We start from the raw sequence: 19672 nt of genomic DNA on the forward strand, positions 1-19672 counted from the left end.
CGGATCAGCCCATGTGCTCCGCCCGCCGCTCCTCGTAGGACCGGTCGTCGTACGGCCGCTCGCGCCGCGACCCGCACAGTTCGCCGTTCAACTCCCGCACGAGTTGGACCAGATCGGCCGGACGGTCGGGCCCCCACCAGTCGCCGAGCAGCTCGGCGAGGGACTCCTCGCGGGCCTGCGCCAGCCGCTCTGCGACCTCACGCCCCTCGTCGGTCAGGATCAGGCCGAGGCCCTCACGCACGGCGAGCCGCCGCTCCTCGACCTGGCGGGCGGCCTCGATGATCACGGTCAGCGGCACGGGCATGCTCTCGGCCAGCATGGCCGGCTCGACCTCGCCGTATCTCCGGATCCGCAGCAGCAGCCAGCTCGCCGCGGGCAGCAGGTCGTAGCCCGCCCGGTCGGTGATGTCCCGGTAGATCTCGCGCCGCCCCGCGCGGGTGCCGAGCACCGACAGCGCGCGGCACACCTCGTCGTACGAGGTCCGCTCGACGGGATTGCTGGCCAGGGTCTCGGTGACGTCGGGCGCGGTGACCGAGCCGCGCAGCCGGTCCTCCTTGAGGAACCAGGCCAGCACGAAGCCGAGGAGCGCGACCGGGGCGGCGTAGAGGAAGACGTCCGTGATGGAGACGGCGTAGGCGTGCAGGGCCGGTGGGCGCAGGCCGGGCGGCAGGGCCGCGATGCCGCGCGGGTCGGCCTCCAGCGAGTCCACGGAGACGCCGGGCGGCAGCCGCGCGCCCCGGAAGGCGTCCGTGAGCTGGTCGCTGAGCCGGCTCGCGAAGATCGTGCCGAAGACGGCGACGCCGAACGAGGCGCCGATCGAGCGGAAGAAGGTCGCGCCGGAGGTGGCGACGCCCAGGTCCTCGTACGGGACGGCGTTCTGCACGATGAGCACGAGGACCTGCATGACCAGGCCGAGGCCCAGCCCGAAGACGAGGAAGAAGCCGCTCAGCTGGACGGTGGAGCTGTTCTCGTCGAGCTGGTGGAGCAGGAGCAGTCCGAGCGCGGTGACGCCGGTGCCGGCGATCGGGAACACCTTCCAGCGGCCGGTACGGCTGACGATCTGGCCGGAGGCCGTCGAGGCCAGCAGCAGGCCCACCACCATCGGCAGCATGTGCACACCGGACATGGTCGGGCTGACGCCCTGCACGACCTGGAGGAAGGTCGGCAGGTAGGTCATCGCGCCGAACATGGCGAAGCCCACGACGAAGCTGATCACGGCGGCGAGGGTGAAGGTGCGGACGCGGAAGAGCTTCAGCGGCAGCACGGGTTCGGCGGCGCGCCGCTCGACGGCGACGAAGGCGACGGCGAGGACCACGCCCAGCACGGCGAGCCCGATGATCTGCGCGGACCCCCATCCCCAGGTCGTGCCGCCGAGGGAGGCGAACAGCACCAGGCAGGTGGCGACGGCCGCGATGAGGAAGGTGCCGAGGTAGTCGATGACGTGCCGTTGGGAGCGGCGCGGGAGGTGCAGGACAGCCGCGATCACGGCGAGCGCGACGATCCCGACGGGCAGGTTGACGTAGAACACCCAGCGCCAGCTCAGATGCTGGGTGAACAGCCCGCCGAGCAGCGGCCCGAGCACACTGGTCGCGCCGAAGACGGCCCCGAACAGCCCCTGGTAGCGCCCGCGTTCCCTCGGCGGCACGAGATCCCCGACGACGGCCATCGACAGCACCATCAGCCCGCCCCCGCCCAGCCCCTGCAGGGCCCGGAAGGCGATGAGCTGGGTCATGTCCTGCGCCGCCCCGCACAGCGCGGAGCCGATGAGGAAGACCACGATCGCCGTCTGGAACAGCCTCTTGCGGCCGTACTGGTCGCCGAGCTTGCCCCACAGGGGGGTCGCGGCGGTGGCTGCGAGGAGGTAGGCGGTGACGACCCAGGACAGGTGGTCCATGCCGCCGAGGTCGCTGACGATGGTGGGCAGCGCGGTCGACACGATGGTCTGGTCCAGTGCGGCGAGCAGCATGCCGAGGAGCAGGGCGCCGATGGAGACCAGCACGTTCCCGGGAACCTGCTCCGGGACGAGGGTTTCCGCAGGTGACGGTACGGGTGACGGTGTCGTGTCGTGCACATCCCCTGCCATGAGACCTCCCGAGGGTCCTGTGACATTTTCCATCGTGACCGGTGTGACGGGGTATGGCCTGCCGAGTCCTTTTGGAAGCCGCCATTCCGGGGGCTCCTCGACCGCACTGTGGAGAAGATCTGGATAATCTCTGGAGTTCGCGAGGGGAGGGAGGAACGCGTGGAACCGCCTAATGGCCACCCGTGCCCGGAGTGCGGCGCGCCCAGACAGCAGGACAAGTCGCCTTCCTGCGCCTGCACCCACCGAGCCGCCGAGGCCCTGCTCGACACCCGCACCGCCCAAGCGGCGGCCGCGGAGGACTTCGACCCGCTCCGGATCCGCCCGTACGTCGAACTCGACGGCGGGGCGGCGCTTTCGGAGGCCGGGAGCACGGTGAGGCAGGACGCACCGGCGCCGGAATCTCCCCAGCCCGAAGACACCTCGCCAAGGCCCGTGACGGACCCTGCGGGGGTCCCGGGCAGGGGGGCCTCGCGCACGGGGGCTACGCATCCGGGAGTCCCGGGTGCGGGGACTTCACACACGGACGCTACGCACCGGGGGGTCCCGGGCACGGAGACTCCACACACGGAGGCCTCACACCCGGCGGTCCCGGGCACGGAGACATCAGAGGCGAGGGCTACGAACCCGGCGGCCCCGGGCACGGAGACCTCACACACCGCGGGAGCGGCGCAACCGCCCTCGCCGGACATCCCGCCCACGCAGGCCACGCGCACCGGAAACCCCGCGCAGGCTGCCGACGGAGCCGAGCGACTCGCCCGGACGGAACCGGCGAAGGCCTCGCACACCGCAGGAGCCGCGCAACCGCCCCCGTCGAGCACCCCGGTCGTCCGCCCGCTCGCCGAGGTCTCGCACCCGGGAGGCCCCGGGCAGGCGCCCGACGGCGTCCCGCACCAGCCACTCACGGACCCTGCGGGAGCTTCGCAGCCGCCCTCGCCCGACATACCGACCGCACCCCCGCGCGCCATCGGCAACCCCGCGCAGGCGCCCGACAGCACCCCGCGACAGTCCCGGACAAACCCGGCGGAGGCCTCGCGCACCGCAGGGGCCGCGCAACCGCCCGCGCCCGGCACTCCGACCATGCTCCCGCATGCCGGAGCCCCCACCCAGGCGCGCGACGACGCCCCGCACCAGCCACTCACGGACCCTGCGGGAGCTTCGCAGCCGCCCTCGCCCGACATACCGACCGCACCCCCGCGCGCCATCGGCAACCCCGCGCAGGCGCCCGACAGCACCCCGCGACAGTCCCGGACAAACCCGGCGGAGGCCTCGCGCACCGCAGGGGCCGCGCAACCGCCCGCGCCCGGCACTCCGACCATGCTCCCGCATGCCGGAGCCCCCACCCAGGCGCCCGACGACGCCCCGCACCAGCCACTCACGGACCCCGCGGGAGCCACCGCCCCGGCCGCCCGCCCGCATGCGCAGGCCCCGCACACCGGAGGCCCTGCGCAGGCGCCCGGCAGGACCCCTCGCCGGCTACGGCCGGAACCGGCGGAGGCATCGCACGCCGCAGGCGCCGCGCAATCACCGCCGCCCGGCACCCCGGCCGTGCCCCCGCACGCCGGAGCCCCCGCGCAGCCGTCCGACGGCGCCCCGCGCCAGCGGCTCACGGACCGGACCGACCTCCCGACCGCGCCCCCGCACACGCGAGCACCAGACACCGGAAGCCCCACGCAGGCCGACAGGGCCGAGCAGCGCCCCATGGCGGACCCCGCGGCGGCTTCACGCACTGCGGGAGCAGCCCCGCAACCGCCCGCGTCCAAGGCCGCGCGCCCCGGGAAGGCCGCCCCGCCGCCCTCCCCTGCCGACACGACCATGCCCCTGCGCCCGGTGGACCCGGACGCGACCACCGTGCTGCCGGTCACCCACGCCTCGGACGCGACCGGCGTGCTGCCCACCGTCCCAGCCACCCCCGCCCCGGACGCGACCGCCGCGCTCCCGGCCCCCCTGGTCCCCGACGGGACCGAGCCGAGCGTCACCGATCTGCGGATGTTCGACAGTGCCGGGACGGCGGCCGGGGCGCCGAGCCGGCGGGAGCCGGTCGGCTCCGAGTCCGGCGGCAGGTCCCGGCGGCGGCGTCATGTCGCCCTCCTCGCCGCGGCCGGGGCGTGTGTCGCCGTAGTGACAGCGGCGGGGTACGCGAGCGGACTGTTCTTCTACGAGGGGCCCTCCCGGAACACCGCGCTGCCGGACGGCATCCGGGCGAGCGTGCCGGACGCCCCGTCGAGCAGCGCGGCCTCCGCGCCACCGTCAAAGAGCACACCGGCCACGCCGTCGGCCCCCGCGGCACCAACGCCGGCCCCGTCCCGCACCAGCAGCCCGTCGGTCTCCCCGTCGCCGTCCGCACCGAGCGCCTCGCCGAGCCCGTCGCAGACGGCCTCCCCCTCGGCGCCCGAGACGTCGGCGACGGCGTCCGGCTCCGCGAAGAGGCCACCGGACAACTCCCGCCAGAACGGCGACCCCACCGTCCTGCGCCTCGGCGACCGCGGCCCGGAGGTCACCGAGCTCCAGTCGCGCCTGCGCCAGTTGTTCCTCTACGACGACGACACCGACGGCACCTTCGACGACCGGCTCCAGGACGCGGTCCGCAACTACCAGCACTCACGCGGCATCCAGGCCGACGACCTCGGCGTCTACGACCGTGACACCCGGACGAGGCTGGAGTCGGAAACCCAGGAGCCCTAGCAAGCCCCCGCACCGTACGGTGACGCCGTGACCACTCGGGTGATTGTCCTCAACGGCGGTTCGAGCTCCGGCAAGTCCGGACTCGTACGGTGCCTGCAAGAGGTGCTGACGGACCCCTGGCCGGCCTTCGGCGTCGACTCGTTCGTCGAGGCGCTGCCCGCGAGGATGAAGGGCTCGGACGGCGGGATCACCTTCGCGCCCGACGGCGGCGTGCACGTGGGCGCGGATTTCCGGGCCCTGGACGCCGCGTGGACCGAGGGCATCGCCGCCATGGCCCGCGCCGGCGCCAAGGTCATCGTCGACGACGTGTTCCTCGGCGGCGCGGCGTCCCAGCAGCGGTGGCAGAGGGCCCTGGCCGGACTCTCCGTGCTGTGGGTCGGCGTCAGGTGTGACAGCGCGGTCGCCGCGGCCCGTGAGATCGCCCGGGGAGACCGGGTCCGGGGCATGGCCGCGGCACAGGCCGGGCTTGTGCACGAGGGCGTGAGGTACGACCTGGAGGTGGACACCACACACAGCGAGTCCCTGGAGTGCGCCCGCACCATCGCCGCTCACATCAGCTGACCTGTCGGCCCCCCGGGGCGTCACCGGCCTCGGTGTCGCCTACGGCCTTCGTTCGGTGTCCGCGACGACGGCCAGCCGGTCGGCGATCCGGCGGCACGCGTGGGCGAGTTCGGGAGGGTGGAGCTCGGTGAGTTCGGTGTCGAAGGTGGCGAGGATCCCGGCGATGCCGGTCCAGGACCAGGCGCCGAGGGTGAGGCGGCAGTGCTCGGTGTCGAGGTGCTCGACGACCGAGCCGCCCGGTGCCCAGCGGGCGACGATGCCGGCCGGCAAGTTGAGCCGGGCGTTGCCGGTGCACGGCCAGGCGGCAGGAGTGTCGCCGCGATCGTGACTGCTCATGACGAAGTGAGCGAGGTCGTCGCAGGGGAGTTCGCGCGGACCGAAGCGGTGAGTGGTGGGGCGGGGGCGGAGCCGGTCGACACGGTGCACTCGCCACCGGTGGTCTTCGAGGTCGTAGGCGACCAGGTACCACCGGCCGGCCCAGACGACCAGATGGTGGGGCTCGATGCGGCGGGCGGGCAGGAAGTCGGCGTCGCCGGCTTCGGGGCGTGAGCCGTCGGCGCGCAGCGTCTCGGTGACGAGTACGTGGCGGTGGCGCGCCGCGGCCCCCACGGCGGTGAGCGCGGCCGAGTCGATGGGTGCTCCAGGGAACTCCCAGTAGTTCCGCAACCTGGTCAGGCGCAGGGACTTCATCGATTCCCGCAGCGTGGCGGGCATGGCCTGTTCCAGGGTCACCAGCGCCCGCGCCGCGTCGTCCCTCAGGCCGAACACCGTGCTGGGCGCGGCCTGCAGGGCCACGGCGACCGCGAGGGCCTGCTCGTGGTCGAACAGCAGCGGCGGGAGGGTGTGTCCGGCGCCCAGCCGGTAACCGCCATCGGGTCCGTGGACGGTGGTGATCGGGTATCCGAGCCGGCGCAGGGTCTCGATGTCGCGGCGGACGGTGCGCTCGCTGACGTCGAGCCCGGCGGCGAGTTCGCGCAGTGGCCACAGCCGGCGCGATCCGAACAGGGACAGCAGCCGCAATGCCCGTTCCGAGGTGCTCGCCATCGTCTCATCATGCCCCGGTAGTGGTCACTCGGTGTCCACTACCGGTGTCACCGTTGAGTGCCCGTACGGGAAACAAGTGGCAGAAAAGGATGGATTGGTATGCGTGTTGTCGTGGTCGGTGGCGGGATCGGTGGACTCGCGCTGGGGGCGGGGTTACGCCGCAGGGGGTTCGAGGTGGCGGTGTTCGACCGCGACCTCGACGTGGCGGCGACGGGCGGTTACCACATCACCCTGGACGAGCGGGCCCAGTCCGCGCTGCGGAAGCTGGTGGCGCCGGAGACCATGCGGCGGCTGCTGGCGTCGGCCTCGGCGCTGCGGCTGCGCGACCGCGACGCGTTCTGGGACCGTCGGGGCCGGCTGCTGGGCCACGGACCGGACCTCAGCGGCGATGCCGGCATCGATGTCGACCGCATCACCCTGCGCGTGCTGCTGGCCGAGGAGGTCGGCGATGACCTGTATCTGGGGCGGACGGTGTCCGGCGTCGACCGGGGCGAGGACGGCGCACCCCGGGTGCTGTTCACCGACGCCGTGCCTGTCCCGGCGGATCTGGTGGTGGGCGCGGACGGCACCCACTCTCTGGTCGCCCGGCACCTGGCGGGAGGCCGGACCAACAGTCCGGCGGGCATCATCGGGTTCTCCGGCCGTACCCTTTGCGCCGACCTGAGCCCCGGTGAGCGGCAACGGCTCGGACCACGTTCAGCGCTGGCGATCGGCCCACGGGGCGCGGCGCTGTACGTCGGCTTCCTCGACCCGGTCGGCAACGCCGCGCTCGACGCCCCCGAGCTGCGGATGTCCGTCACCACCGGTCCCACCTACATCTGGGGAGCCATGTTCCCCGAGTCCCCCGCGACCGACTCCCTGCGCGACCTGCGCGCCGGCGAGTTGCGGGCCGCGCTGTTGAGACGGTTCCGCGAGCTGGGCTGGGCCGAGCTCACGCTTGAAGTCATCGCCCGAGCCGACCCGCACAGCGTGGCCGCGTACCGCTTCAACGCCGCCTCGACCCGCGCCGCCGAGCTCGCGCCCTGGCCCGCGGGCCGTGTCACCGCGCTCGGCGACGCCGTCCACGCGACACCGCCCACCGCCGGAATGGGGGCCGGCGCGGCGATCCGCGACGCCGCCGCCTTGCTTGAGCACCTGGCCGACGTCAAGGACGGCGGCACGACGACGACCGAGGCCGTGAACCGGTTCGAGGCGGGCATGCGCCGGCGCGGCAGCGAGGTCCTCGGACTTGCCATGAGGACGGTCCGCTTGATCCTGGCCACCGACACCACGCTCGGCGCCGCCGCTACCGCCGTGACCACCCCCGTCCTGGCCGCTGCCGCCCGGCTGCGTCATCGATGACCCGGGTGTCAGAACCAGTGCAGGCAGTGCGGGGGGCGCTCGGCGCGGAAGAGGGCGTCGGCGAGGGCGGCCGCGCCCGGGCGGTGGGCCCGGATGTGTCCGGCACGCACGAGCGTGCTCGGGACGGTGCCGCCGAGGTAGACCGAGCCCAGGTCTCCGATGTCCAGGGAGAGGTCGGGCTCCCGGTCCGTCGGAACGCAGTCGGCCTTGCCGTCCCGGACGGTCAGCAGGTAGCGGCCGTGCTCGCCGAGGAACGGGTCGTCGACGTCGAGGACGAGCTCGCCGTCCGTGAACCAGCCGCGCGCGGTCAGCGCACGCGGGACGTCCAGCAGCCGCACATAGAGCCAGTCCATGTGGCCGCTCACCTCGCCGGCGCGGAAGTCCGCGAGCTGCCGGCGCAGCGGGTGCTCGGGCGGGACGTGCTTGAACACGACCTGTGAGACCAGGTCGTGTCCGAGTGCGAACCGGGCCAGGGCCGTGAAGACGGCATCGTCGGTGGTGATGGTCTCGTCGACCGTCAGGGTGCCGGACTCGATCGAGTAGCTGGCGTACCCGTCCGGGACGCCGTCCGCGTCCCGGTGGACGGCGATGTAGCGCGGCGCCGGTGATATCGGGGGCTGCCCCGCGCGCAAGGCCCACCAGCGGTGCGGCCGGGACAGCGCGCCGGGCTGGGCGCGGCGGTACCGGTCGTAGACCTCTTCAAGGATCTCGCCGCACTCGGCACGCCGCAGCACCTCGACCGAGCCGGCCGCAGGTGCGTGGGCCGCTCCGCGTGCCCGGGGAACGGCGAGGGCGGCCCGGTGGCGAGGCACCTTCAGCTCCGCCGTGTAGGTCGCCGGTCCGTAGCCGAACCTGCCGTAGATCGGGGCCTCGGAGGCCAGCAGCACGGAGAGGGACTCCCCGCGGGCCCGCAGCGCGGCGAGCTGATGCCGCATCATCGCGCTGAGCACGCCCTGGCGCCGGTGCGAGGGCAGGACGCCGACGGCGGTCACCCCGGAGACCGGGACGAGGGTCTCACCGGGCAGGGTGAGCTCGAAGGAGTACGTGGCGGCGGTGCCCACGGGCCTCCCGTCCGCCGTCAGGGCGAGCAGGCAGCGGTCCGTTTCCAGCGCCGACCACCAGAGCCCGCCACCCTCGACCGGAGTTTCCGGGAAGAGGCCGAAAGCGGCATGCAGGGTGTCGACGAAGACGTCGAGATCCTTGTCGGTCGCAGGACGGATCTCCATCGTTGCCGCTGCCTCCTCGGGATGCCGGCACCACCACTTGTGGCGCCTGGCCACAGTGCAGCGTCGCCCCGCGACATGAGCAAGCGAATTACGACCGCATCGCCGATCACCGGTCGGTGGGGCAGGGCACGGCTACCCCACGTACAGACGGATCGCCCCGTCCCCGACCGCCTCCACCCGCACCCGCGTGAGGTCCTCCACCACGACGTCCGGCTCATGGACCGCGGCCCGGGGTCCGACCCCCACCACGGTCATCCCGGCCGCGCGCCCCGCCGCGATCCCGGCCCCGGAGTCCTCGAACACCACACAGTCCGCGGGCGCCACGCCCAGCTCGGCGGCACCCTTGAGGAAGCCCTCGGGGTCGGGCTTGCTCGCCCCGACGGATTCCGCCGTCACCCGCACCTCGGGCTGCTCGAGGCCGGCCGCCGCCATCCGGGCCGTCGAGAGCGGCACATCGGCCGAGGTCACGAGCGCGTGGGGCAGTCCGTGCAGCGAGGCGAGGAACTCCGGTGCCCCGGGGATCGCGACGACTCCGTCGGTGTCCGCCGTCTCGTCGGCGAGCATCCGGGCGTTGTCGGCGTAGTTCTGCTCCATCGGCCGGCCGGGCAGCAGCAGCGCCATCGACGCGTAGCCCTGCCGCCCGTGGACGACCTTCATGACCTCGCCCCCGTCGAGCCCGTGCCGCTCGGCCCAGCCCCGCCATACGCGTTCGACCGCGGCATCGGAGTTGACGAGGGTGCCGTCCATGTCCAGCAGGAGGGCGCGGGCGGTGAGCACGGCGGTGGCCGTCATCGGCTGCTCCAAGGCTCAGGGCGCGGTTCCAGCGCCGGAAGGGGCGGACGGCGGGTTCGCCTCATACCCCGAAGGGACAAGGCGGCCCCGCCCGCCGGTCAGGGAAAACGGGCGAGGGCCACTTTGTTCCCCCACGGTACAAAACAATCCCCGCTTCGCGCCAGACCCCCGGGCAGACGTTCACCCACCGTTCAGCTCGCACGGTCCGGTGCTCGCCCTCACCCGGTCACGGCCTCCCACAGGCTCCACACCCCGAGCACCAGCATCACCAGCGCCGCGATCTGCGTGATCAACCGCAGCGGCACCTTCTTCATCAGCGCCTTCCCGCCGACGATGCCGATCCCGGCCACCGCCCACAGCGCGAGCACCGCGCCCAGGCCGACGGAGAGCGGATCGTCGTAGCGGGCGGCCAGGTTCGCCGTCATGATCTGGGTGAGATCGCCGAACTCGGCGACCAGGATGAGCATGAAGCCCGCGCCCGAGACCTTCCAGAAGGACTGGTTCTCCGGCTTGCGCACCTCTTCCTCGTCCTCGCCCTTCTTCAGCAGCAGCACAGCCGCTCCGCCCAGGAAGAGCACGCCCGTCAGCGCCTGCACGATCTGCTGCGGCAGCAGCGTCAGCACACTGCCCGCCGCGACGGCGAGCGCGACATGCAGGGCGAAGGCGGCGGCGACACCGGCGAAGACGTAGGAGGCGCGGTAGCGGGTGCCGAGGACGAGGCCTGCGAGGGCGGTCTTGTCCGGCAGTTCGGCGAGGAAGACGACGCCGAAGACGACGGCCGTCACGGTCAGGCTGATCAAGGGTTCCTCAATCGGTCGGGGCTGCCCCACCGAGAGTGCTGAACCTTCACGCGACATACCTCGGCACGGCAGCACACGCGGCACCCGTGCCGGAAGGCACGGGCGTGCACTGCTTGCCGAAGGTCTCGCTGGCAGGTCCGTGAGAAACCACGGGAACCGCCTCCGGGCGCCGGCTCAGGCGAGCTGAGCAGTATGTCGACGGTCCGGCGAAGAGCTACTCCCCTTCTGCGCCGTCCATGGTACGCGACGCCCCTGGAGTGAAAAGTTCCGCCTTGAACCTTGTCATGTCATGAACTCGTCACTACCTTCTCACCTCACGCACATCTCCCCGCAACACGGCGCGGCGAGCATTCTCCCGCTCGCTGCCCAACGCCCCCACCCCACAAGGGAGTTCGCATGCCGAAGTTCTACGCGCGTCGACGGCTCAGCATACTCGCGGGCCTCACCGGCCTCATAGCCTCGGCCGGACTGATCAACGGTCCGGCCGCCTCCGCCGCCCTCCCCACGCCGGTCAGCGCGTCCACCGCCCGCACCTACCTCGCCTCGCTCACCGTGGCCACCGAGGACCGCACCGGCTACGACCGCGACCTCTTCCCGCACTGGATCACCCAGTCCGGCGCCTGCAACACCCGTGAGGTCGTCCTCAAGCGCGACGGCACCAACGTCCAGCAGAACTCCTCCTGCGCCGCCACCAGTGGCAGCTGGTACTCCGTCTACGACGGCGCGACCTGGTCCGCCGCCGCCGACGTCGACATCGACCACCTGGTCCCGCTGGCCGAGGCCTGGGACTCCGGCGCCGACTCCTGGACGACGTCCCGCCGCCAGTCGTTCGCCAACGACCTGACCCGCCCGCAGCTCATCGCGGTCACCGACAACGTCAACCAGGCCAAGGGCGACCAGGACCCGGCCACCTGGATGCCCTCCCGGACGACGTACCGCTGCACCTACGTCCGCGCCTGGGTCCAGGTGAAGTACTACTACGGCCTCTCGGTCGACTCCGCCGAGAAGTCCGCGCTGACGAACTATCTCGCGAGCTGCTGACACCAGGTATTTCCGGCCGGGATCTCCCCGCTGACCTCAGTCGTTCCGTACCGTACGGGGCGACGGAGAGGGGAACATCATGGCCGGACTGCGCCTCGGACCACTGCTGAGGTACACCGACGGCTCGTCCGCGACCGTATGGGTCGAGACGAGCCGTCCGTGCTCCACCGAGGTGCGCTGCGCCGACGGCGCGGGAGGCTCGGCCCACACCTTCCAGATCGCGGGCCACCACTACGCGCTGGTCCCGGTGACCGGCCTCACCGCCGGTACGACCACGACGTACGAGGTCCTCCTCGACGGCAACCGCGTATGGCCGCTGCCCGGCTCCCCCTTCCCACCCTCGGCGATCCACGCACCGGGCCCCGAGGACGGCCTCCGTGTCGCCTTCGGCTCCTGCCGCTGGGCCTCCCCTCCGGCCGGAGGCCACGACCCCGTCGGCCCGGACGCCCTGGACGCGCTCGCCACCCGCCTCGCGGCCGACCCGGAGGGCGAGCGGCCCGACGTCCTGCTGCTGCTCGGCGACCAGGTGTACGCCGACGAGACCTCCGACGGCACCCAGCGCTGGCTGGCGGCCCGCCGCGACCTGAGCGACCCGCCGGGCGACGGGGTCGCGGACTACGAGGAGTACACGCACCTCTACTACGAGTCGTGGCTCGACCCGCGCATCCGCTGGCTGCTGTCCACCGTGCCCAGTTTCATGATCTTCGACGATCACGACGTGATCGACGACTGGAACACCTCCGCCGCCTGGCTCACCGACATGCGGGCCACCGACTGGTGGCAGGAGCGGCTGCTGAGCGGCCTGATGTCGTACTGGGTCCACCAGCACCTGGGCAACCTCTCCCTGGAGGAACTGGCGGCCGACCCGGTGTACAAGGCCGTCCGCGAGGTCCCCGACGGCACCGACGCGCTGCGCGACTTCGCCGCCCGGGCCGACGCGGACGCGACCACGGCCCGCTGGAGCTACCGGCGCGACTTCGGGCGCGTACGCATCCTGATGGTGGACAGCCGGGCGGCCCGCGTCCTCGCCGAGGACAGCCGCGCGATGCTCGACCCGGGCGAGGAGGCCTGGCTGCGCGAGCAGGTACGGGACACCCCCGAGGCCTACGACCACCTCCTCATCGGCACCTCGCTGCCGTGGCTGCTGCCGCATCTGGTGCACGACGCCGAGGGGTGGAACGCGGCGCTGTGCCGGGGCGAACGGGGCGAGCGCTGGGCACGGTTCGGGGAGAAGGTGCGGCGGGCCGCCGATCTGGAGCACTGGTCCGCGTTCCCCGAGTCCTTCGCCGGGCTGGCGGAGCTGATCGCCGAGGCCGGCTCGGGGCGGGACGCGCCCGCGACGGTGTGCGTGCTGTCCGGGGATGTGCACCACGCCTACATCGCCGAGCCCTCGTGGCCCGGCTCGGGGCCCGACGCCCGGGTGGTGCAGCTCGTCTGCTCCCCCGTCCACAACTCCGTCCCGCTGTCCATCCGGATGGGTTTCCGCATCGGCTGGACGGCGGTGGCGCGCACCCTCGGACGCGGCCTCGCCCGGCACGGCCGGCTCCCCCGTCCGCCGGTCACCTGGCGCAAGACGGGCGGCCCCTGGTTCGGCAACCAGCTGATGACCCTGACCCTGCGCGGCCGTTCGGCCCGGCTGCGGCTCGAGCAGGCCAAGGCACGGCAGGGGACGGGCCCCCGCCTGACGACGCTGCGGGACTCCGAACTTGCCCCATGACACACCCGTTCCACCGCTTTGCGACCGGCGTGTCCCGCGATGTCAGTGACGCATGCCACAGCTGACGTCAATCCTTCCCCACGAGCCTCGGTCCGCGCTCCCGGCGACGGCATGATGAGGCGGACCGTCCGCTTCCCGCCCGGCGGACCGCCGACACGCGCCCCACACGCCCGGGAGTACCACCCTTGTCTGCGTCGACCGAGGAACCCGTACCGGCCGAGACACCCCCACCGGTCTCCGTCGCCCTGGTCGGCGCCGGGCCACGGGGCACCAGCGTCCTGGAACGCCTCTGCGCCTCCGCCCCGGAACTCCTGCCTGCCGGTGCCCGGCTGACGGTCCACGTGATCGACCCGGACCCGCCGGGGCCCGGCCGCGTCTGGCGCACCGCCCAGTCGCCCGAGCTGCTGATGAACACCGTGGCCTGCCAGGTGACCCTGTTCACCGACGACAGCGTGGACTGCTCGGGCCCGGTCCGCCCGGGGCCCAGCCTGTACGAGTGGGCACGCGGCACGCTGGACCCGGACGAGTACCCGACCCGGGCCGACTACGGCCGCTATCTGGAGTGGGTGTTCGCCAGGGCCGTACGGGACGCGCCGCCGAACGTGCGCGTCGAGACACACCGCGCCCGCGCGGTCCGGCTCGACGACGCCCCGGGCGGCCACCAGACCCTCGCCCTCGACGACGGCCGCACCCTGAGCGGCCTCTCCGCGGTGGTCCTGGCGCAGGGCCACCTGCCGGCGACCGCGGACCCGGCAGAGCTGCGCCTCGCGGCCCACGCCGCCCGGCACGGCCTGCGCCACATCGCGCCCGCCAATCCGGCGGACGTCGACCTGTCCTCCGTACCCGCGGCCGAGCCCGTCCTGCTGCGCGGGCTCGGCCTCAACTTCTTCGACCACACGGCCCTGCTGACGACCGGCCGCGGCGGCCGTTTCGTGCGGGACACCCGGGGCGGCGGCCTGCGCTACCTGCCCTCCGGCCGGGAACCGCGGCTGTACGCCGGTTCGCGGCGCGGGATCCCGTACCAGGCGCGCGGCGACAACGCGAAGGGGCCGTACGGCCGGCACGTCCCGCTCGTGCTCACGCCGGAGACGATCGCGGGCTTCCGCAAACGCGCGGACTCCGGGGAGGCGCCCGACTTCCTCGCGGAGATATGGCCGTTGGTCGCGAAGGAGGTGGAGACGGTCTACTACGCGGCGCTGCTCCGGCGGTCCGGTGCCGCCGCGCGTCAGTGCCCGGAGTTCACCGATCGCTTCCTGGCCGTACCGCACGGCGACTCCCGAGAAGCCGTGCTGCTGGACGAGTTCGGGGTGCCCGGCGCCGACCGCTGGTGCTGGGAGCGGGTGTCCCGCCCGCACGCGGGGCGGGAATTCGCGCACCCCGGCGAGTGGCACGACTGGCTGCTGTCGTATCTGCGCGAGGACGCCGCGCAGGCAGCCCTGGGCAATGTCCGGGGCCCTCTGAAGGCGGCCCTCGACGTGCTGCGCGACCTGCGCAACGAACTCCGGCTGATCGTCGACCACGGGGGCCTCGCCGGCGCCTCCCGCCGGGACCATCTGGACCGCTGGTACACCCCGCTCAACGCCTTCCTGTCCATCGGCCCGCCCCGGCGCCGCGTCGAGGAACTCGTGGCCCTGATGGAGGCGGGTGTGGTGCGGGTGCTCGGGCCGCGCCTGGAGGTGACGGAGGAGGACGGGGCCTGGGCGGCGCACTCACCCGAGGTGCCGGGCTCGGTCGTCCGTGTGACAACCCTCATAGAGGCCCGCCTCCCCGAAGCCGACTTGCGGAGCACGGCCGACGGGCTGCTCGCCGGGCTGCTGCGGACGGGCCAGTGCCGCCCGCACACCGCCGACGGTTACGAGACGGGCGGGTTGGACGTCACACCACGCCCCTATCGCCTGATGGATCGTCAAGGTGTTGTACACGAAAGGCGGTTCGCCTTCGGAGTGCCGACGGAAGGTGTGCACTGGGTGACCGCGGCGGGGGCCCGCCCGGGTGTGGATTCGGTCACGCTTTCGGACGCGGACGCGGTCGCCAGAGCCGCTCTACGTGCGGCTGCGACCGAAAGCAACCCCCAAACGGAGGTAAACCAGTGGCCAAATGTTGAACTTGCAAGCATCAATTAGGCACACCTAACGTGGGTTACTCATCGGTTCTGTCCCCCGACCGGCCTTGCCCTGGCCGGCCGCCCGAAGGAGTCCCCCACATGACCGCACGTCTCAACGGCGCCCAGCCGTACGCCCTCGGGCTGTTCCGGATCGTCATCGGCCTGCTGTTCTCCTGCCACGGCGCCGTCGCGCTCTTCGGCGTCCTCGGCGGAGTCGACGGCAAGGGCGGCACCGCGGCGACCGGCGCCTGGCCGAACTGGTACGCGGCCGTCATCGAACTCGTCGGCGGCATCCTGGTGCTGCTGGGCCTGGGCACCCGCGCCGCGGCCTTCATATCGTCCGGCGCGATGGCCTACGCGTACTTCAAGGTCCACCAGCCCCAGGGCCTGTGGCCCATCGAGAACAGCGGCGAGGGCGCGGCCATGTACTGCTGGGCCATGTTCCTGCTGATCTTCACCGGCTCCGGCGCGTTCGGCGTTGACCGGCTGCTCGCGCGGCGCACCTCCGCGCAGGGGCAGCGCTCCACGGAGCAGACGCCGGTGGCCGCCTGAGCCGCACGGACACCACCACGGAGAACGGCGCCTTCCCGCCCCGGGGAGGCGCCGTTCCGCTGCCCTGCGGCGGGTCGCCTACTCGTCCCCGTCCACAGGCTCGAACGGCACCGTGAAGCAGGCCGCCCGCTCCCCCGCGCCGCCCGGCACGTCGTGGATCACGACCGAGGACGCCTCGCCCGGCCGGAAGCCCCAGGCGTGCCGGGCACTCGCCGCGCCCGCGCCGCGCCGGTCGGCCGTGAAGTCGAGCCAGACCTCGTTCTCCGGGCTGACATGGTGCGGATCACTCGACGGCCGGTGCTGATAGTGCCCGCCGGCGGCCTCCGGGTCGGCGCCGCAGGGCTTCCGGTGCACATGGACACCGTAGGCGTGGCCGGGTTTCACGCCGGCCACCTTCAGCCGTACGGTCGTCGCACCGCCGGGCGCGGTGTGCTGGCGGACCTCGATCCACGAGCCCACGGGCACGAGACTCCTGTCGTACGTCAGCGCCGCCGACCGGTCCGCCGCCCCGGGCGCGACGAACCGGGCCTCGGCCCGCACCGAGTAGCTCTCGACAGCCTCGGCACCGCCCGGACCACCGGCGAACAAAGCGGCCGTGACGGCGCTCGCGCATATCCCTGCCAGCATGATGTGTACCGTTCCTCGCCTTGTGTCTGATTCGGCCCCTTCCGTTGCTACGGGACACCCGCGCCCACCGCCCGCCGGGACATGGCAGCCGGGTGACGACCAAGGGTGAACCCCGTGAACGGACCGTCACACCCCAGGCGTACGCTGTATGGCTGTCATGGCCATTCCTGCCGCTCCCCGCGCGACATCGCGGCACGGTCTGGCCCACGGGGGAGTCACGGGGAGTTACGGGGAGTCGCGGTGCTGGAGCAGTTGGGGTCGCTGATCGGCAGCCCATGGATCTACGCGGTGGTGGCCCTGTCCATCCTGCTCGATGTGTTTCTTCCGGTGCTGCCCAGCGGCATTCTGGTGATCACGGTCGCCACGGCGGCTGCCGCGAGTTCGGCGACCGATGTGGGCGACATCCTGGCGCTGACCCTCTGCGCGGCCACCGCCTCCGTCCTCGGTGACCTGGTCGCCTATCGCCTCGCCTGGCGCGGCGGCGCCCGTCTGGACCGGGCGATCTCCCGCTCCCGGCGCCTGACCACCGCGCAGGAACGTCTCGGCACTGCGCTGGCCCGGGGCGGCGGCGCGCTCGTCGTCCTCGCCCGCTTCGCTCCGGCCGGCCGCTCGGTCGTCTCCCTCGGCGCGGGCGCCTCCCACCGCCGCGCCCGCGACTTCCTCCCCTGGTCGGCCCTGGCCGGCCTGACCTGGGCCGCGTACAGCGTCACCCTCGGCTGGTTCGGCGCCCACTGGCTGGGCGCGAGCTGGCTGGCCACGGCGGTGTCGGTGGGGGCGTTGTTCGGGGCGGGGGCGGGGGCGGCGTACGTGGTGCGCAAGGAGCCGCGGGCCTCGGAGGCCTAGTAAGAACTCTTTCGTAAGGGCTGGGGCCCTCAGCTCGCGCGGCGGGTGGCGGCTCCGCGGATCTCCAGCCCGTCCAGCAACTCCTCCGTGGCCTGCGCGACGGCCTCCACGGCGCGGTCGAACACCTCCTGGTTGTGAGCGGCGGGGGCACGGAATCCCGAAACCTTCCGCACGTACTGCAACGCGGCAGCCCGAATGTCGTCCGCCGTGGCCTCCTCGGCCATCGCGGGGGACGAAGTGTCTTGATGCTCCGGCACATGCCCCCAGTCTCACCCTTTCGGCCCCCGGACGACAGCGACCACTGCCATGATCTCCGCGAGGCGGCCACCGCTGTGGGGCCGACCGACGAGAGGAACCCGACATGGGGAACGAACTCACCGTGGCCGTCCTGGGCCCCGGCGGCGTGGGCGGTCTGCTCGCCGCGCTGCTCTCCCGCGCCGGCCACCGGGTGATCTGCCTGTCCGGCGAGGAGACGGCCCGGACCCTGCGCACGCACGGCATCCGGATCCGCAGCACGCACTTCGGCGACTTCACGGCCCGGGTCGAGGTCGACACGCTCCTGCGCGAACCGGTCGACGCGTGCCTGGTGACCGTCAAGCACACCGCCCTCGGCGCCGCCCTGGCGCGCGTCCCCGCAGCCGTACCGGCCGACGGGCTCCTCGTGCCGTTCCTGAACGGCGTCGAACACCCGGCGACCCTGCGCGCCCGCTACCGCCCCGACCGCGTGGCCCCGGGCGTCATCCGCGTCGAGTCGACCCGCGTCGCCCCGGGCGTCATCGAACACGGCAGCCCCTTCGCGGAGATCGACCTGACCGGTGCGGCGGCGCCCCGCGCCCGACTCGACGCCCTCGCCGAGGCCCTCACGGCTGCCGGACCGGCCACCCGCGTCCAGGACGACGAGGCGGCGACCCTGTGGGCGAAGATGTCGTTCCTGGCCCCGTTCGCCCTGCTCACCACGCACTATCGACTCCCTCTCGGCGAGGTCCGCACCCGCCACCGCGATGAACTGACGGCCCTGGTGGAGGAGACGGCCGCGGTCAGCCGCGCGTGCGGCGGCCCGGCCGACCCGGCTGCGGCCCTCGCCCGCTACGACGCCTTCCCGCCGTCGACGAGATCGTCGATGCAACGCGACGCCGAGGCGGGCCGCCCTCTCGAACTGGACGCCATCGGGGGCGCGTTGCTCCGCGCGGCCGAGCGGCACGGCGTTCCGGCCCCGGTGACGGCCCGGGTGGTGGGCGGCCTGGAGAAGGAACACGCGTTCGCGTGAACCACAGGAAGAGACTCGCCACTCAAATTCGAACAGGCGTATCATTGGTGCGTGGCTACGACCTATGACTTTCCGAGTGACCTCCTCGCCGGTCAGGAGGAACTCCACCAGGTCCGGGCCGAGCTGTCGGTCCTGCTGAAGCGGCTGCCCTGGTCGGTGGAGCCGGTGGACGGCTTCAGCGACGACAACGGCTGGCGCAAGGTCGAACGCCCCGCCTCCCCCGGCTGGAGCGCCGACGAACAGGCCGAGGTGGAGAAGCTCCGGCGGCGGGAGCACGAGCTGGCGGTGTTCATCAGCACCCACCGCTACTGGTCCGAATTCACCGGCCCCGAGCGGGTGTCGGCCCGCTCCCAGCTGAAGCACGCGCACGAGGCTCCGCCGGAGGAGACCGACGGAGCCTCGTAGCCGCGGGATGTCAGCCGCGGCTCTTGACCAGGAACTTGTTCATCTCGCCGGTCTCGGCGTTCTGCGCGGTGCCGATGTCCTCGGCCAAGGCCTTGGCGGGGCCGTAACGGCCCTTGCTCTGCTCGAACGTGCGCCGGCTGCCGGTTCAACAACCCGGACGACTGTCAGGAGGGGTACTACGGGGTCCGGCTGTACCGGGCCGCGAGCGGCCCGTTCATGGTCGGCGTGTGTATCCAGCGCATGGACCTGTGCCTGTCGCTCGGCGAGTTCGCGATGAGCCGGCGCTGCCGCGAGGTGGCGACCTTTCGTGACGACGAGACGGCACGGCTGACCCGGCTGCACGCCACGCCGTCAGCAATCAGCGAACCGCACCCGGCTGACTGTCCCGCAGAAAAGGCCCCCCAGGATGCTGCCTGGAAGGCCTCCGACCTGCTGCCTGATCCGGTGGGCGCGGACGGTTTCGAACCGCCGACATCCTGCTTGTAAGGCAGGCGCTCTACCCCTGAGCTACGCACCCGGCTCCCGGGCCATGTGCCCAGGACGATTCGACAGCCTACATTGCCCGGGGCGCGGACCGGCAATCCTCT

At 72.7% G+C, this 19672-nt stretch carries 16 protein-coding genes, 1 tRNA gene and 2 pseudogenes; 11 read left to right on the top strand and 8 right to left on the bottom strand.

What is annotated here, in order from left to right; genetic code table 11:
- Positions 1–4: 4 nt before the first annotated feature.
- Positions 5–2083 (bottom strand): DHA2 family efflux MFS transporter permease subunit, encoded by a 2079-nt coding sequence (locus ACQEV8_RS12970; RefSeq protein WP_432959788.1) that lies wholly within the window; start codon positions 2081–2083, stop codon positions 5–7.
- Positions 2084–3781: 1698 nt separating this feature from the next.
- On the opposite strand from ACQEV8_RS12970, the gene ACQEV8_RS12975 reads away from it, so the two are divergent.
- Both ACQEV8_RS12975 and cpt read left to right on the top strand, forming a co-directional pair.
- The gene (locus tag ACQEV8_RS12975) at positions 3782–4765 is read left to right on the top strand and encodes a peptidoglycan-binding domain-containing protein (protein WP_432959789.1); all 984 of its coding nucleotides are present in this window, start codon (positions 3782–3784) and stop codon (positions 4763–4765) included.
- A 27-nt stretch (positions 4766–4792) separates the two neighbouring features.
- Positions 4793–5326 carry a chloramphenicol phosphotransferase CPT gene (gene cpt / locus ACQEV8_RS12980; protein ID WP_432959790.1) on the top strand — a complete coding sequence of 178 codons (534 nt, stop codon included), beginning with the start codon at positions 4793–4795 and terminating at the stop codon, positions 5324–5326.
- A gap of 39 nt (positions 5327–5365) precedes the next feature.
- On the opposite strand, the gene ACQEV8_RS12985 is transcribed toward cpt, so the two are convergent.
- Positions 5366–6370, bottom strand: a complete 1005-nt coding sequence (locus tag ACQEV8_RS12985) for a helix-turn-helix transcriptional regulator (RefSeq protein ID WP_432959791.1) — start codon at positions 6368–6370, stop codon at positions 5366–5368.
- 99 nt (positions 6371–6469) lie between these two features.
- On the opposite strand from ACQEV8_RS12985, the gene ACQEV8_RS12990 reads away from it, so the two are divergent.
- Positions 6470–7711, top strand: a complete 1242-nt coding sequence (locus ACQEV8_RS12990) for an FAD-dependent oxidoreductase (protein ID WP_432959792.1) — start codon at positions 6470–6472, stop codon at positions 7709–7711.
- Between the two features lie 8 nt (positions 7712–7719).
- Here the strand turns inward: ACQEV8_RS12990 and ACQEV8_RS12995 are convergent, their stop codons facing one another.
- The 3 genes from ACQEV8_RS12995 to ACQEV8_RS13005 form a co-directional block, all read right to left on the bottom strand.
- A complete protein-coding gene (locus tag ACQEV8_RS12995; RefSeq protein WP_432959793.1) occupies positions 7720–8937 on the bottom strand; it encodes a GNAT family N-acetyltransferase in 1218 nt (405 codons plus the stop codon).
- 132 nt (positions 8938–9069) lie between these two features.
- Complete coding sequence (locus tag ACQEV8_RS13000; RefSeq protein ID WP_432959794.1) at positions 9070–9729, bottom strand: HAD-IA family hydrolase; 660 nt, start codon at positions 9727–9729, stop codon at positions 9070–9072.
- Between the two features lie 218 nt (positions 9730–9947).
- Positions 9948–10529, bottom strand: a complete 582-nt coding sequence (locus tag ACQEV8_RS13005; RefSeq protein WP_432959795.1) for a TMEM165/GDT1 family protein — start codon at positions 10527–10529, stop codon at positions 9948–9950.
- Positions 10530–10925: 396 nt separating this feature from the next.
- On the opposite strand from ACQEV8_RS13005, the gene ACQEV8_RS13010 reads away from it, so the two are divergent.
- The 4 genes from ACQEV8_RS13010 to ACQEV8_RS13025 all read left to right on the top strand — a co-directional run bounded on the left by ACQEV8_RS13010 (position 10926) and on the right by ACQEV8_RS13025 (position 15943).
- A complete protein-coding gene (locus ACQEV8_RS13010; protein WP_432959796.1) occupies positions 10926–11570 on the top strand; it encodes an HNH endonuclease family protein in 645 nt (214 codons plus the stop codon).
- Positions 11571–11649: 79 nt separating this feature from the next.
- A complete protein-coding gene (locus ACQEV8_RS13015) occupies positions 11650–13287 on the top strand; it encodes an alkaline phosphatase D family protein (protein ID WP_432959797.1) in 1638 nt (545 codons plus the stop codon).
- Between the two features lie 185 nt (positions 13288–13472).
- On the top strand, positions 13473–15410 hold the full coding sequence (locus tag ACQEV8_RS13020) for an FAD/NAD(P)-binding protein (protein WP_432959798.1): 1938 nt from the start codon (positions 13473–13475) through the stop codon (positions 15408–15410).
- 80 nt (positions 15411–15490) lie between these two features.
- Positions 15491–15943: a DoxX family protein gene (locus ACQEV8_RS13025; RefSeq protein ID WP_432959799.1), complete on the top strand. Its 453-nt coding sequence runs from the start codon at positions 15491–15493 to the stop codon at positions 15941–15943.
- 78 nt (positions 15944–16021) lie between these two features.
- Here the strand turns inward: ACQEV8_RS13025 and ACQEV8_RS13030 are convergent, their stop codons facing one another.
- The gene (locus tag ACQEV8_RS13030) at positions 16022–16570 is read right to left on the bottom strand and encodes a superoxide dismutase family protein (protein ID WP_432959800.1); all 549 of its coding nucleotides are present in this window, start codon (positions 16568–16570) and stop codon (positions 16022–16024) included.
- A gap of 240 nt (positions 16571–16810) precedes the next feature.
- Between ACQEV8_RS13030 and ACQEV8_RS13035 the strand changes: the two genes are divergently transcribed.
- The gene (locus tag ACQEV8_RS13035) at positions 16811–17413 is read left to right on the top strand and encodes a DedA family protein (protein ID WP_432959801.1); all 603 of its coding nucleotides are present in this window, start codon (positions 16811–16813) and stop codon (positions 17411–17413) included.
- 29 nt (positions 17414–17442) lie between these two features.
- On the opposite strand, the pseudogene ACQEV8_RS13040 reads toward ACQEV8_RS13035, so the two are convergent.
- Positions 17443–17672: pseudogene (locus ACQEV8_RS13040) on the bottom strand (DUF2277 domain-containing protein).
- 102 nt (positions 17673–17774) lie between these two features.
- Between ACQEV8_RS13040 and ACQEV8_RS13045 the strand changes: the two are divergent.
- From ACQEV8_RS13045 to ACQEV8_RS13055, 3 genes and pseudogenes are all read left to right on the top strand, one after another.
- Positions 17775–18680, top strand: a complete 906-nt coding sequence (locus tag ACQEV8_RS13045) for a ketopantoate reductase family protein (RefSeq protein ID WP_432959802.1) — start codon at positions 17775–17777, stop codon at positions 18678–18680.
- 51 nt (positions 18681–18731) lie between these two features.
- Positions 18732–19085: a hypothetical protein gene (locus ACQEV8_RS13050; RefSeq protein WP_432959803.1), complete on the top strand. Its 354-nt coding sequence runs from the start codon at positions 18732–18734 to the stop codon at positions 19083–19085.
- A gap of 126 nt (positions 19086–19211) precedes the next feature.
- Positions 19212–19430 (top strand): annotated as a pseudogene (locus ACQEV8_RS13055) (radical SAM protein); the annotation flags it as partial.
- A 100-nt stretch (positions 19431–19530) separates the two neighbouring features.
- On the opposite strand, the gene ACQEV8_RS13060 reads toward ACQEV8_RS13055, so the two are convergent.
- A tRNA-Val gene (locus ACQEV8_RS13060) sits at positions 19531–19602 on the bottom strand.
- Between the last annotated feature and the right edge of the window lie 70 nt (positions 19603–19672).

Source organism: Streptomyces sp. CA-179760, from assembly GCF_050937045.1.
Classification (GTDB): Bacteria; Actinomycetota; Actinomycetes; order Streptomycetales; family Streptomycetaceae; genus Streptomyces.

Coding starts and splice junctions, on each gene's coding strand:
- ACQEV8_RS12970 (WP_432959788.1), bottom strand. CDS start 2,083: ATGGCAGGGGATGTGCACGACACGACACCGTCACCCGTACCGTCACCT.
- ACQEV8_RS12975 (WP_432959789.1), top strand. CDS start 3,782: ATGGCGGACCCCGCGGCGGCTTCACGCACTGCGGGAGCAGCCCCGCAA.
- ACQEV8_RS12985 (WP_432959791.1), bottom strand. CDS start 6,370: ATGGCGAGCACCTCGGAACGGGCATTGCGGCTGCTGTCCCTGTTCGGA.
- ACQEV8_RS12990 (WP_432959792.1), top strand. CDS start 6,470: ATGCGTGTTGTCGTGGTCGGTGGCGGGATCGGTGGACTCGCGCTGGGG.
- ACQEV8_RS12995 (WP_432959793.1), bottom strand. CDS start 8,937: ATGGAGATCCGTCCTGCGACCGACAAGGATCTCGACGTCTTCGTCGAC.
- ACQEV8_RS13000 (WP_432959794.1), bottom strand. CDS start 9,729: ATGACGGCCACCGCCGTGCTCACCGCCCGCGCCCTCCTGCTGGACATG.
- ACQEV8_RS13010 (WP_432959796.1), top strand. CDS start 10,926: ATGCCGAAGTTCTACGCGCGTCGACGGCTCAGCATACTCGCGGGCCTC.
- ACQEV8_RS13015 (WP_432959797.1), top strand. CDS start 11,650: ATGGCCGGACTGCGCCTCGGACCACTGCTGAGGTACACCGACGGCTCG.
- ACQEV8_RS13025 (WP_432959799.1), top strand. CDS start 15,491: ATGACCGCACGTCTCAACGGCGCCCAGCCGTACGCCCTCGGGCTGTTC.
- ACQEV8_RS13030 (WP_432959800.1), bottom strand. CDS start 16,570: ATGCTGGCAGGGATATGCGCGAGCGCCGTCACGGCCGCTTTGTTCGCC.
- ACQEV8_RS13045 (WP_432959802.1), top strand. CDS start 17,775: ATGGGGAACGAACTCACCGTGGCCGTCCTGGGCCCCGGCGGCGTGGGC.